The 13,624-nt window shown below is 55.4% G+C and carries 9 protein-coding genes; 4 read left to right on the plus strand and 5 right to left on the minus strand.

All coding sequences use genetic code 11. The features are described 5' to 3' along the window. Positions 1-75 precede the first annotated feature (75 nt). Entirely contained in the window at positions 76-771 is a 696-nt protein-coding gene (locus ACCD06_RS22995) for an IS6 family transposase (protein ID WP_413343754.1), read from the plus strand. Positions 772-956: 185 nt separating this feature from the next. Here ACCD06_RS22995 and ACCD06_RS23000 read toward each other — a convergent pair whose 3' ends face one another. After that, positions 957-1,844 carry a LysR substrate-binding domain-containing protein gene (locus ACCD06_RS23000; RefSeq protein ID WP_413343756.1) on the minus strand — a complete coding sequence of 296 codons (888 nt, stop codon included), beginning with the start codon at positions 1,842-1,844 and terminating at the stop codon, positions 957-959. 97 nt (positions 1,845-1,941) lie between these two features. Here ACCD06_RS23000 and ACCD06_RS23005 point away from each other — a divergent pair, with 97 nt between their 5' ends. Beyond that, positions 1,942-3,168: an MFS transporter gene (locus ACCD06_RS23005; protein WP_413343758.1), complete on the plus strand. Its 1,227-nt coding sequence runs from the start codon at positions 1,942-1,944 to the stop codon at positions 3,166-3,168. A gap of 644 nt (positions 3,169-3,812) precedes the next feature. On the opposite strand, the gene ACCD06_RS23010 is transcribed toward ACCD06_RS23005, so the two are convergent. Then, positions 3,813-4,697 carry a LysR family transcriptional regulator gene (locus ACCD06_RS23010; RefSeq protein WP_413343760.1) on the minus strand — a complete coding sequence of 295 codons (885 nt, stop codon included), beginning with the start codon at positions 4,695-4,697 and terminating at the stop codon, positions 3,813-3,815. Positions 4,698-6,188: 1,491 nt separating this feature from the next. On the opposite strand from ACCD06_RS23010, the gene ACCD06_RS23015 reads away from it, so the two are divergent. Then, positions 6,189-7,502: an MFS transporter gene (locus ACCD06_RS23015; protein ID WP_413343762.1), complete on the plus strand. Its 1,314-nt coding sequence runs from the start codon at positions 6,189-6,191 to the stop codon at positions 7,500-7,502. Between the two features lie 183 nt (positions 7,503-7,685). On the opposite strand, the gene ACCD06_RS23020 is transcribed toward ACCD06_RS23015, so the two are convergent. Further along, positions 7,686-8,495 (minus strand): substrate-binding periplasmic protein, encoded by an 810-nt coding sequence (locus ACCD06_RS23020; protein ID WP_413343764.1) that lies wholly within the window; start codon positions 8,493-8,495, stop codon positions 7,686-7,688. A gap of 459 nt (positions 8,496-8,954) precedes the next feature. After that, positions 8,955-10,520 (minus strand): methyl-accepting chemotaxis protein, encoded by a 1,566-nt coding sequence (locus tag ACCD06_RS23025; RefSeq protein ID WP_413343766.1) that lies wholly within the window; start codon positions 10,518-10,520, stop codon positions 8,955-8,957. Between the two features lie 629 nt (positions 10,521-11,149). Between ACCD06_RS23025 and ACCD06_RS23030 the strand changes: the two genes are divergently transcribed. Next, positions 11,150-11,773 (plus strand): FMN-binding negative transcriptional regulator, encoded by a 624-nt coding sequence (locus tag ACCD06_RS23030; RefSeq protein ID WP_413343768.1) that lies wholly within the window; start codon positions 11,150-11,152, stop codon positions 11,771-11,773. 210 nt (positions 11,774-11,983) lie between these two features. On the opposite strand, the gene ACCD06_RS23035 is transcribed toward ACCD06_RS23030, so the two are convergent. Continuing rightward, positions 11,984-13,135, minus strand: coding sequence for a M20 aminoacylase family protein (locus ACCD06_RS23035; RefSeq protein ID WP_413343770.1), 1,152 nt, complete (start codon positions 13,133-13,135; stop codon positions 11,984-11,986). Positions 13,136-13,624 lie beyond the last annotated feature (489 nt).

Consider the following 13,624-nt stretch of genomic DNA (forward strand, 5'->3'; position numbering starts at 1 on the left):
TAGCGGCTCAGCCACCCAAACGGCATTGTCACACCAAAGACGATGGCACGGCGGCTGTGACGGTATTCTCACCGAATGTCACCGCTCTCGATTGCCCGCCACCACTTCCCGCCCGCGATTATCCAGCATGCGATCTGGCTGTATCTGCGGTTCACGTTGAGCTACCGGGACGTCGAGGAACTGTTGGCTGAACGCGGCATCGAGGTGTCTTACGAAACGGTCCGGCGTTGGGTGGTGAAGTTCGGGCCGGCCATCGCCGGCAACTTGCGGCGTCTCCGGCCGAAACCCAGCCCGCGTTGGCATTTGGACGAGATGGTGCTCAGCGTCAGCGGAAAGTTGATGTACTTGTGGCGGGCCGTCGATGACGAAGGCGAGGTGTTGGAGGTGCTCGTCCAGCGCCGACGCGACAAGGCTGCGGCTTTGAAGTTGATGCGCAAGCTGCTGAAGAAGTATGGCTTCGCCCCCACCCAGGTCACCACCGACAAGCTCCGGTCCTGCGGGGGTGCCTTCCGCCAACTCGGTCTGACCGCCCACCATGAACGAGGGCGGCGAACAAACAACCGCACCGAGGTTTCACACCAGCCGGTGCGGCGACGAGAGCGCAAGATGCAACGGTTCAAGTCCCCAGGCTCGGCCCAGCGCTTCGTCTCCGTGCACGCCGCCGTCTACAACACCTTCAACCTCCAGCGTCACCTGGTCTCCCGCCGCACCCTGCGCAACTTCCGGGCGCAGGCCGTGGCCCACTGGCGGGCCGCGACCGCCGCAGCGTGAACCAATTGCGGATTTCGCAACTTCTATCTGCCTTCTCAGTTGCCGTGACAAAGCCGTCGTGCGCATAGCCGATGATCATGGAGCATCCGTCGCAAAAGCTATCGCAGAACTCTTTCCTTTTGCGATAGACTTTTGCAACATCAAATGCCCCACGGATCCAGTCTGGTACCTACCTGTCGCGAAACTTAGGATTTTCGCGAATCTGCGGCGACTTCAGAAACCAGCCAATCCCGAAAGTGATTGACTGTCGGCCGCTGCAACGCTTCGGCCGTGCTGACCACGTAATAGGCGAAGTTTGCCGGCCACTGGATGGAGGTCGCCCGCACGAGACGGCCGGTACGCAAATCGTCGTCCGCATAGGTATCTCGCACCAGCGCAAGCCCTTGCCCTGTGATGGCCGCTTTTACCATCAGATGGTCGTCAGAGAAGGATGGGCCGGAGAGCTGCGCGGGGGCTTGCACGCCATGCGCCTCGAACCAGAGACGCCAATCGGCCCGGTCGATATCGTGCAGCAGCGGAAAGGCAAGGCAGCCAGCCGGGCTTTCAATCGCGACACGCCCCTGGAGCAATGAAGGGCTGGCCACGACGATCAACTCCGGCGTGATGAGTGGTAAGGCGACAAGGCCGGGATAGTCTCCAAGCCCGTGCCGGATCGCCATATCAACCGGCTCGCGTTTCAGATCGACAAGGCGACTGTCGGTTTCCAGTTCGATGTCGATCTGAGGATGGAGCCTCGAGAAGCGCGGCAGGCGCGGCACCAGCCAGTTGGCGGCGAAGGAGGCCATCGTGCTTACCCTGACGCGGCGGGTTGATGCCTTTTCCAACCCGCGCCGAGCCTCTTCGATCCGGCGGAACGGCTCGTCCAGCGTGGCGAACAGCGATTGTCCTGCTTCACTCAGAGTCACGCCGGCCGGTGTTCTCGAAAACAGGCGGCATCCCGCCAGTTCTTCCAACTCCCGCACTCGCTGGCTAATTGCACCCGGCGTCAGCGATAGCGTGAGCGCAGCATCTCGCATCCGCCCAGATCGGGCCACGGCGACAAAGGTTTCGAGCAAGGGCAGCGGTATGGTCATGACCATGTTTAGCACAGCTAAACATGGTCGGAAAAACGATCGTTTGCCGGGTGGGGCTCGCTTGCTGAATGGTTCTCCGATCTATCCGGAGGGTTTTATGAGCGCGAAGCAATCCCCAACATCATTTCGGCAATGGGCGGTCGTCGTCTTTGGTTTTCTGGCACTGGCGTTGGCCTTCTCAGCTCGCGCTACGCTCGGCCTTGTCATGCCGATCTGGGCGCAGGAGTTGGGCTGGTCGCGCAGCTTCGTTTCCGGCTCGGCCGCAGCAGCACTGCTGGTGATGGCGATGGTCGCGCCCTTTGCCGGTCGCATCGTCGATCGGCATGGCGTCCGGGCAACGCTGACGCTGGGCCTGTCGCTCGTAGGCATCGGTTGTCTGATCGTCGCCGCGACCAGCAACGCCTATGTGTTTCTCTTCGCCTTCAGCGGCCTTTCGGCACTCGGCTTCGGCATCGTGGCAACGCATGTCGTCTCCACGGCCATTGCCCGCCTGTTCGACCGGAACCGGGGGCTTGCCACCGGTATCGCCACGTCAGGCGCGACAGGCGGGCAATTCCTGATCGTGCCCTTGATCGCGACGGTTCTGGCGGTGTTCAGTTGGCGATGGAGCTTTCTCGCCATCGGGATCGGTTGCCTTGCCCTGATTCCCATTCTCTGGTGGACATTGGGAACAACGGAGAAGAGCGATGCGCAAGCCGCTTCCGAACGGGCCGCATCGTCGCTGAAGGCCGATCTTCGGTCTATCATCAGAAAACCGGCATTCCATGTGCTGTTCTGGAGCTTTTTGCTCTGCGGCTACACCACGGCGGGCGTGATTGAAACGCATTTCCTGCCCTATGCCTCATTCTGCGGTTTCGGCCCGGTTCCGAGCGCCGCCGCTTACGGTGCGCTGTCGGCCGTCAACATGCTTGGCATGATCGGGGCTGGTTGGCTGACTGATCGTATGAACAGGATCGTCCTGCTTGGCTCGATCTACATTCTGCGGGGGCTGACGTTCTTGATCCTGATGAACGTCGGGGGCAGCTATGAAATGCTCGTCGTGTTCGCAATCCTGTTCGGCGCGGTGGATTATGCGACGGTTCCCGTCACGGCGAGCCTCGTTGCCAGTCATATAGGCTTACGAGTCATGGGGTTTGCGATGGGGTTGATTTCGGCGGGCCATTCCCTCGGTGCGGCTCTTGGAGCTTGGTCGGGTGGCTACGTCTTCGACCTGACCATGCGTTACGATTGGGTTTGGATGATCTCGACCGGTCTTGCGGTGGGAGGCGGCCTGATGGTGTTCTTGCTGTGCTGTGATCGACAAGCACCGGCGCACGCCATCTGAGCTTTCGCAAAACTCCCGAATTGTGAATCGGCTCGAAAGCGGGACCCCCTATCAGAAGCAATGTAGACCTTTGTAAATGAATGAATTTTACTCACTAAGGTGGGGTCCCGATCAGCGCCGATCGGGACCCCACCTTAGCAGAGTTTTCCTCTACCAATTCAAGTGTTTGTGGTGCGTCGGTTTGGGGGCCCGGTTGGCTGCTGGTTCACAGCCAGGTGCCGGAGAGGCAGAATACGATGTTCTCCGCACCCCAATAGCAACACAACGATTCGTGAGCATAACCCTGGCACTTTCCCGTGATACGGACAGTCGCGGTCAGAACACAGGCATGTATCTGATGCTGAAACAACTCCGATAGTCCGATCCGGGATTGGTCAAAGCCGACTGGATGACGCTGCCGGACCGCTGCTCGTGCTGGCTGGAACATTGGATGGCCGGACCACCGGCAGAGGTCATCTCTGACGCCGATCCTTTGCTGAACATCAAGGTGTAGCAGCGAGATGAACGCGCCATCATGTTCCCTCAGCGCACTCCCAAATCTATCATCTCGATAGTATGAATAAAATCAGTAGAATTGACTTTATCTTACCGACATATTAAGCGTGCAGTTATAAAGGCCATACCGTCACAGTTTATTGCAAATTTTAAATATTGAAGCAGACAGAACGAAGAACAAGTTCACGTAATGTCTTCACCAACGTTCGATAATCGTCACTGCGCCAATGAACATAGTAATCCAGCGCCGGCAATTCGGGTTCGCATCCAAGACGCCGCAGTCCATACTGTACGGAGAATGCGTCTGCCCAACCGCGTGGGAGTAGACCAAACCCCAAGCCCTCGCGCAGCAATCCAACAACTGCTCCCCACTGATTGCAAACTATACGCTCGCCGACCACGAGGCCCTGGTCACGTTGCCAATCATCTACCAGCCGCGTGACGCCAGAACCGCTGGGCAGTCCCACCATGGGCAATTGCTCGAACAGGCCGGGCTCGACGGTCGAAAATTCGGGATGAACACTTTGCGCGATATACCAAGCAAAGCGTGCTTCGCCGATACGCTCCGACGACACCGATCGGAGCGAAGATCGTCCAGCGACAACCGCGACATCGATCTCGCCATCGGCGAGGCGCTGCTCGAGTATCTCACCGATGCCGATAAACGCCTCCAGCGACAGCTTGGGATGTCTATTCCGAACCTGTCTCAACAGGCTTGGCAACCAGGTGAGGGCCGTCAACTCTCCGACGCCGATCTGACAATAGCCTTCGAGGTTTGCTGCATGTCTCAGTTCAGTCTGCAGTTTCTCCGCCGCCATCAGGAGTTCTCGCGCACGGGGCATAAGGAAATTTCCGGCCTCGGTTAGAACCGCACGATGGCCGCTGCGATCGAATAGAAGTTGCCCAAGGGAGACCTCCAACTCGGCGATCCGTTTGGACAAGGACGAAACTGAAAGATGCAAACGCTGTGCCGCAACGGCAAAGTTGGAGCAGGATGCTGCCCAGTAAAAGGCTTCGAGCTGTTTTAGCGTCACGACCACACCCCTGATCTGGGCAGTAGAATGATCTAATGAATATAGTCCATTGGCTAATCCTAACAGTTCAATCCATTGAATGAACAGTATAGGAATGCGCTACGACGGTTGATGATGGGCCGAACAGGATCCAACCTGTCCTTTCGTCTAGTCGAACGTCCGCATGCCGGCAACCGATCGCGATCACCCGGATCAGGCACTCGGCCCCGAAGATCATGAACCATGAGGAGCGCCAAGCTCACGATAGCCGGGATGGCTCCCATCCCGCCGACAGTGCCGCCGGTATGAATCAGTAAACAATTGTATTGCTTGCTTGACCACTCTTCACATCCTGGAGCGACCGGCAAAGCCTCTGTCGAGGTGTATTCCAATCCGATGCCGATTGATATCTACAGCTACGGAACTACACAAGAAAAAATAATACCTGCAGTATGTTATAGTGATATGATGGCTTTATTTTACTGAAAATCTGACATTTATCCCATAAGAATATAACATATGCCTATAACACGTCCGTCAAAAAAATGGCTCCCCCATAATTTCTTGATTGAGGAAATAAATCATTTGCGCTAAATTTTTTACGTTTGAGCGCTCCCACTGTTCAAACGTCTATCCTGTTAATCAATCTCAGCCAGAAGCAGAGTTCTGCTTCTGGCTCTTTTCATCCCTACGATTATCGATGTTGAACCGGCCCCGCTCGCACCCATCGAGTGGCTTATTTCGGATAAGCCTTAGTCGGTCAATGATCGCTTACACCGTCTCACCATTCAACTTGGCCACTTGCTCAACTTCCAGCCACTGCTACATTGGTGCCAGTGCTATGTCTGATCGTTTCCCAACATGCATGGGGGCCGCCTCCTTCTGCTTCGAAATTGATTTGAACAACTTGTAGTAATATAATAGGCTGGACTCCGCCCCGTAGTTGATCCGATACTGAGTCAATACCTCTTTATCTAAATAAATATTGCTCCAGATCAATCCTTATACCGTAAATATCGTCTCCCGCATAGGCGAGATCAGAAAACAAGAAACATCGCCTCCTCCTCAATGGAATCAATCCATAGTGATATAAAAATTCGTCATATCATTATAAAAATACAATTCAAAATATCGTCTTGGCGGATTCAGCTTCGTTTGCATTCTTGCTCATGAAATGCTAATGATGTCATTGCTTATGCCTTCCTGCCGGCAGAACTCACCTTTTCTTCTTTCTACGAATGGATTCAAATCGTCACTGTATTTCAAGGTTCCTCCCAACGGGCACTACCAACACATATCTGCAGACTCACTACATAGATTTGCAAATATCTTGGTAGCATGTATATCATTTCAGTAAAAGCATCACCGGAATCAGACGCTTCTAAAAAATCTCCGGGCTTAACAGATGAAAACGACAAAGAAGAAGGCAACCAAACGAGCGACGGGCACATCGCCTCGATTTTGAATTTTCCCCGATCAGGTTAAGTAATCTAAGATGCCAAGGAGGAAGCTTTGGACAGCGTTTCAGTGGAACCATCTTTGGCGGGGAGTGACTCTTCGCTATCCACAACCTCGCAGCCAGTCTCCATCAAAGCAATTGCTGCCGCGGTTGCGGGGAATGCCCTCGAATTCTATGATTTCATCGTGTACTCTTTTTTTGCCGTTTACATCGGGCAAACGTTCTTTCCTCTTGGAAGCGACACTGCGACCTTACTCGCTTCGGTCGCCGTGTTCGGTGTCGGCTTCTTTACGCGCCCACTGGGCGGTGTATTGATTGGAGCCTTCGCCGACAAGGTCGGACGGCGCGCCGCCATGATCCTGACGGTGTCCCTGATCACGGTCGGCACATTGGGACTGGCCCTGACACCAAGCTATGAAAGCATAGGGATTGCCGCTCCCATCATCGTTCTCGTTTGCCGCCTCGTGCAGGGCCTTGCGCTTGGTGGAGAGGTCGGACCTGCCTCCTCAATGCTGATCGAAGCCGCACCGCGGGGAAAGCGGGGGCTCTATGCCAGTTGGCAATTCGCCAGCCAAGGCATCGCCGTGGTCGTCGGCGGGTTGGTCGGTATGCTGGTGTCTTGGAACTTGCCACATGAGGATTTGGTATCCTGGGGATGGCGGATCCCATTCCTGGTCAGCTTGGCTCTGATCCCAATCGCCGTGTACATCCGTCGAATGCTTCCCGAGACTCTCGAAAGGCCGAGCGAGAGAAGTGGAGCCATGATTGTCGCAACGATATTCAAACAGCATACACGGTACTTGGCGCTCGGCATTCTTGTAATGCTCTCGACCACCGTATCCACGCAAGTCGGCAATTACATGACAACATATGCGATCCAGACGCTGAAGTTACCTTCGACTCTGGCGCAGGGTGTCACCGTCCTCGGCGGCACGATGACATTCATTTTTTCTCTCGTTGCCGGCTACCTCGCAGATCGCTACGGACGCAAGAGCGTTATGATTTGGCCACGCATGCTATTGATGCTGTCGATCGTGCCGCTTTTCATGTGGCTATCGCAATCCAAAGATGAACCGGTTCTGCTCATCGTAACTGGCGTAATAACGATGCTGACCTCAATGAGCGGCGCCGCCAGCCTGGTCGCTATTCCCGAAATGATGCCGATCGCACTCCGCGCGACGGGCGTATCGGTGATTTACGCGATCGGCGCCACGGTCTTCGGAGGCACGACCCAAGTCATCATCACCTGGGGCATCAACATGTTCGGTGCCGTCGCACCAGCATATTATGTGGTAGCGACCAGCATGATCAGCCTTGTTGCGATGTGCATGTTGCCTGAGACAAGGCATTTCGACGTCAAGCGCTGAATCCAACGATCGCTCGGCAGGGTTCCGTTCCGCTCTGCCGGACCTCGCCAGGATTCAGGGTGAAAGTCGGGAGACAGAGCCACGCGGCCGCCCCATCCAGCGGTCGCGTGGTCGAATTCCGAGGCGCCGCCATTAGACGGCGCCTCGCGACCCTATCTTTCTATGCTTGGCGCACCTGCGGAATCAGGCATAACGCGCGATGATACCAGCCAGCGTTCCGTCAGATTTTGCTTGTTTGACAATCTCATCGTAGCGTTGGATCACCTGCTCGTGACCACTCAAGCTCTTCCGAATACCAAGATTGAAATTTGAAGGAGGGGCAAAATCAACATTGAAGTTGACTATCTGATCCGACAGTCCTGATTGCTTGACTGTCCAGCGACCTACCACATCGGTACCGACAAATATATCGTTCCTACCCAGAGCGATCTTCTTCATCACCTGATCGAGAGAATTAGCCCACTCAATCTTCAATCCCTTGAAGGTGGTTTCGGCAAATCCATTACCGGAATAGTCGCCCTGTGAAAATTTCGGCAGATCGTCGATCGTGGAAATATTCCGAATTTCTTCCGCGCGAGGATTCGACTTCGCAAAAAATACGGCAGTTCCCGAAGTCAGGATCGGCTCCTGACCGAAAACAGCATATTCGCGGCGTTTATCCGTTGGAGTCGTGCAGAATGCATCTGCATCCCCATCCTTGACACCCTCCTGAGCACGAAGCCACGGCATACCTTGGAAGGAGATGGGATGCCCCATTCTCTTCTGAAGCACTTCATTCAGAAGATCGGGAAGAATGCCAGTGATTGCCCCTCCCTCTTTAAAGCTCAGTGGGGCGAACTGGTCAAACACGTTGATTCGGAGCGCTGCATCAGCCGCTTTGGCACGACCGAGCGGTGAAATCAAAGGTAGAGCTGCCGCTACACCCGTGAGGAATAGCACGCGCCTGCGGCTGTAAACACCGGCCTCGCGTCTCTCTTTCTCTTCTTCACACATTTTGTGCCGACCCTTTATGTTATATGTTAACCGACAAGATGGGTAAGTCAGCCCGTCAATTTCAATAATCCTGAAAACTTGTTTCATATTTCTTAACATCATATATGGCTATCTTCGACAATTCTCTCCATGGCTAACTTATCTCTTCAGGTATTTAGAAAAAATCTTGTGGGTCGCCGTAATTTTATTGTCAGGTGACTTCGTTGCGACTGGCTCGCTTACGAGAGCGTATTTCCAGACCGCCTGATACCTGAAAAGTCCATGTTCTAAACGATTCACTTGAGGATAGAGGGGACTCGTAACGCTACCGCCATAGGAGCAGCAACGCACCAGTAAGATGGGGAGACGCTGATGCCAGCCAATTCCCCACCTTATCAGACAAGACTCCGTAGATCCTGATTGTACCTACAGCAATCTTGAAATCACGGTCGAGCCCAAGATTTTGTCATTACACTTCGTTCAAGCTGCGCGCAAAGAAGTAACGAACTCCGTGACCTGCTTCTGCATTGCGTTCATACGAAGCTGGAGTGTCTTCATTGCGTCTTGCAATTGCCCAGACGCCTCTCCGGTATCATCGGCAGCGGAGGTCGTCGCATTAACGTCAACCAGCAAAGCGCGCACGCCGCTGGCCGCTTCGTTCACGCCGCGGCCAATCTCACCGGTGGCGGCGTTCTGTTCTTCCACCGCAGCGGCGATGGATGCACTGATGCTGCTGACATGGGAGACGACCTTGGCGATTTCCGTTATCTCTCCAGCCGCTGCTCCGGTCGAGTCTTGTATCGCACGTATTTGGCTTTCGATCTCTTCCGTTGCCTTTGCCGTCTGGTTTGCGAGAGCCTTCACCTCACCTGCCACGACGGCAAAGCCCTTTCCAGCCTCACCCGCTCGCGCTGCTTCGATCGTTGCGTTCAGCGCAAGCAAATTGGTTTGGCTGGCGATGGAGTTGATGAGCGTGACAACGGCATTTACTTTTTCGGAAGCCTGAACAAGATTGACAACCATGTTCTCCGCTCTGTTTGCACGCACGGATGCTTCACCGGCAATCTGCTGGGAGCGTTGAGCTTGATCTGAGATCTCGCGAATGGACGCAGCGAGCTGCTCGACAGCATTCGCCATGCTGTCGACGTTCCTGTTGACGGATGCCGCATTGCCAGCGGTTTGCTGACTTATATGCCCATTGCGACCGGAGGCCTCGGTCAGGAGCGTGGTGAACTCGGCCATTTGAGCTGCGGTGGCGTAAACCTCCGTCAAGACGGAACTCACCTGACGCTCGAAATGATCCGCGACACCGGCAATTGCGGTCCTCCGGTTCTCGTCAGACTGTCGGCGCAATACTTCTTGTTCAGATTGAAGTCTCTGCTTTTCGATACCTTGCTCTTTGAAAATCTGGACTGCGTTCGCCATCCGGCCAATCTCGTCAGCCCTCTTCCGCGACGGCACCTCCGCTGAACTGTCTCCAGCAGCCAACTTTGCCATCACGGTTGTCAGCACGACGATTGGTCTGGTGGACGCTCGTACAGTGAAAAACAATACTCCGCAAAGCACGATCTGGGCTAGAAATCCTATTCCGGCCAGCTTCCAAGCGCGCTCGATCGCCACGCGTTCAGCCCGTGCAGCAGAAAGATGGATTTCGACGCTACCAAGGACTTTACTATTTCCGTCATTCTTCCGAACGACATCAGCTTTGCGGACCAGAATCAGTCCACCCGATGTATTAGGGCTCCCATGGGTAGCCAGCTCGTTACCCTTCGGATCCACCACCTTGCTGCCGACATAGTCGGGGTCGTTCGCCAGGGCTGCAAGTTGCGCCCGAGCTGCCTCTTGGTCGACATTCCAGAGCGCCTCGGTTAGCCCGCCAGCGACAACCTTTGTCGTGACGTCGGCGCGATCTTCCAGGGAAGAGCGAGCATCATCCATATTGGTCATGGCAATGCCGCCAATGGCCAGCATTGCCATGACTGTAACCATGAGCGCGATTGGTATCACCACCCGTACAGCCAGCATCCCCTTCATGGGATTGACCATTGTCCGTCTCCTAGCTAAGGCGTTCGTTATCGTCCGACGGCACGAGGTAGACTTGGAAATCTCAGGTTGCGCGTTGGCCAGAGTGTTACGGTTCTGTGAATTAAGAATGCTGCCTCTGGTAGAAAACATCCAATAATTCGGGGTAAATGCTGACGTTGTTAGTACCTCAACCAATTTAACGTAACAAAACCTTAAATGTTTCTTAACGCGCTGGAACGGCGCCAGCCCCTTCCCGGTAATTTTATTTCATGTAATAGCAATTTAACTTTCTGCACACAGGAACGCCAAGAAGCTGCAGGGAAAGCCGATTGTCTTTCGGTGTCTACACCGCCCTCCCTCAGACATAATACATTCCCAAGCAACGATTGTAGTTAATGAATCGACGAAACGGCGATCGTCGGCAGGTGTCTACTCTACACGGATATGCTGACTTCCGGCCCGATATCTCCCTTTTCCAATCCGGCTCCGGACGCGCCGTGAAATCTGAAATAGAGATAATTTCCGATTCATTGGCCGGGCATTTCACCAGAATTCAAGCTACGATCAACTATCATAGTAGTTGCGTCGGTCGTAGTCTTTCAGCATGGTGTTTCGGTTGCACTATTGTTCCGCGCGTCAAGGAGATCTCGATGTACATGCCGCCGGCTTTCCAAGAGACGGACCTGCCGACCATCCACAACATGATGCGGACTGCGAGGCTCGCCAATTTGGTTACGGCCACAGCCGGCGGGTTGGAGTGCACCCCTCTGCCCCTGCTCCTCGACGAGAATGAAGGGGAGATGGGCACCCTCTACGGGCACATTGCGAAGGCCAACCCGCAATGGAAAGCGCCGGCCGTCGGTGAGGCGATGGTAATCTTCATGGGGCCGGATGCCTATATCACTCCGTCATGGTATGGTGGCAAGACCTCGGATGGGAAGGTCGTTCCAACGTGGAATTACGTGGCGATACATGCTTACGGTCGCGTCGAGTTTTTCACCGAATCCGATCTCCTGCTCGATGTCGTTACACGCCTGACGGACCGTCATGAGGCATCACGCCCACAGCCTTGGGCTGTCGGTGACGCGCCGCCCGAGTTTGTCGAGGCCCAATTGCGAGGCATAGTCGGTGTGCGGTTGCCCATCACACGGTTCGACGCCAAGCGCAAGATGAGCCAGAATCGCACTCCGGAGGACAGAGCGAGCGTAAAGGCGGGGCTGCTCGGCAGCGCTGATCCTGGAGACCGGCAAGCGGCCGCTCTCATCGCGGAGTGATGCTCCATCCACTGTGGACCATGCAACCCCGTAAGGCATCACATCGACGGCAACGGTTCGGTCAGGCTACCCGGCGTCTTCCAACCCTTTGAGGAACTCCGCGGTAGCCTTCATCGGTCCGACCATGCGCGAGGATGAAGACTCCATACCAGTCTTAAAAGATGTTCACAGGCTGATCATGCTTGCTCCGAAATCAAGGCAACACCTTGCTCAACTTGGCAGGAGCTGCTCTACCAGCTCCACCCAAAAAGACGCACCGATCGCGAGTGCCGCGTCGTTGAAGTCATAAAGAGGATTGTGAAGGGCAGCCCGGTGACTTTCATCATCGACACCCATGAAGATGTATGCGCCAGGCTTGTGTTGGAGCATGAAGCCAAAATCTTCGGAAGCCATTGACGGAAGGCAGTCGCAGTCGACTCGCTCGTCGCCAACCACCGCTCGCGCAGCCCGTGCCGCTTCGGCGGCGGCCTCCGGGGTGTTGATGGTGGCCGGATAGCGGCGTTCATAGCGCAGGGTTGCCGTGGCACCATGCGCTTCCGCGGTGGCACGCACGATCGCGCTCATATGACGCTCAATGTGGTCCTGGACGTCGGAGGACATGGACCGAACGCAACCACGCATGACGGCGCTGTCGGGAATCACGTTCCATGTGTCCCCGGCATGGACCTGCGTCACACTGAGCACCGCTTGGCTCAAGGGGCTGACGCGACGGCTGACGATCGTCTGGAGAGCAAGAAGTATCTGCGCAGCGGGAATGAGCGGGTCGATACCGGTTTCCGGCATGGCTCCATGGCAACCCCGCCCGCTTACCGTTACTTCAAAAGTGTCAAAGGCCGCCATCATGGTGGAGCCATTGACCGCGAATTGTCCCAAGGGCAAAGCCGGCCAATTGTGAAGAGCGAAGACTTGATCGCACGGAAACAGGCTGAAAAGACCTTCCTCGATCATGCGGCGTCCTCCGCCTTCATTTTCTTCGGCCGGCTGAAAGATTACATGGACGGTTCCGCGGAAGTTACGGGTACGCGCCAACTGGCGCGCCGCTCCAAGCAGCATGGCGGTATGGCCATCATGGCCGCATCCGTGCATCTTGCCCGGATGACATGACGCATGCGGCAGCGCGCCTTTTTCATCAAGGAACAATGCATCCATGTCGGCCCGCAACCCGATTACCGGTCCGTCTCCGGTCGTGAGGGTTCCGACAACGCCGGTTTCGGCCAAACCTCGATGAACCGCAAATCCATCTTCCGCCAACCGCGCTGCGACCAGTTCGCTGGTCCGGAATTCGGTATAGGCGGTTTCGGGGTGAGCATGCAGATCATGCCGCCAAATGCGCATGTCGCTTGCAATGTCCTTGTCGACCATGGCGTCGCTGCCTTCTGATGATTATTCGCGGATTAGAGGTGAAGGTAGTGGATAATCAGGGCTGCGCCCGGAAAAGTACCTCTGCCGGCCCTCAACCCTGTGACGATGGGTGGGCCGGCGGAGACGCCGGGTTCACGCTTACGCGATGGCAGTCGATGCTGCAGCCATCATGTTGCCTGATCCAATCCCGGCGCCCATGACGAGTTCAGCTAGGTCAAAGATGTTCAGGCTTGTGATGAAGAGGCCGACAATCCGGTGAAGACGGCGGCAGACACGGCTCCGCTCAGATGTTCCGTCATCACCACCAATGGCATCGACCAAATCTTTCCGGGGTCAAATTTAAAAGCCGAGTGTCCGAGGATTGAGGTGCACCTTCTCCCTGCGTCGAACGGCACTTATGGTCCGCTCTGTTTCACCGATTTTTCTTGATCGCGACATTCGGCCTCCGATCCAGCTTCTGTAACCGTCTCTTTTCCGGATTTTCCGCGG

It is taken from the genome of Azospirillum sp. CT11-132 (genome assembly GCF_047302835.1).
Taxonomy (GTDB): Bacteria; Pseudomonadota; Alphaproteobacteria; order Azospirillales; family Azospirillaceae; genus Azospirillum.

Bases quoted from the DNA above. Each gene is read 5' to 3' on its own strand.
- ACCD06_RS23030 (WP_413343768.1), top strand. From the start codon at position 11,150: ATGTACATGCCGCCGGCTTTCCAAGAGACGGACCTGCCGACCATCCAC.
- ACCD06_RS23020 (WP_413343764.1), bottom strand. From the start codon at position 8,495: ATGTGTGAAGAAGAGAAAGAGAGACGCGAGGCCGGTGTTTACAGCCGC.
- ACCD06_RS23025 (WP_413343766.1), bottom strand. From the start codon at position 10,520: ATGGTCAATCCCATGAAGGGGATGCTGGCTGTACGGGTGGTGATACCA.
- ACCD06_RS23000 (WP_413343756.1), bottom strand. From the start codon at position 1,844: ATGACCATACCGCTGCCCTTGCTCGAAACCTTTGTCGCCGTGGCCCGA.
- ACCD06_RS22995 (WP_413343754.1), top strand. From the start codon at position 76: ATGTCACCGCTCTCGATTGCCCGCCACCACTTCCCGCCCGCGATTATC.
- ACCD06_RS23005 (WP_413343758.1), top strand. From the start codon at position 1,942: ATGAGCGCGAAGCAATCCCCAACATCATTTCGGCAATGGGCGGTCGTC.
- ACCD06_RS23035 (WP_413343770.1), bottom strand. From the start codon at position 13,135: ATGGTCGACAAGGACATTGCAAGCGACATGCGCATTTGGCGGCATGAT.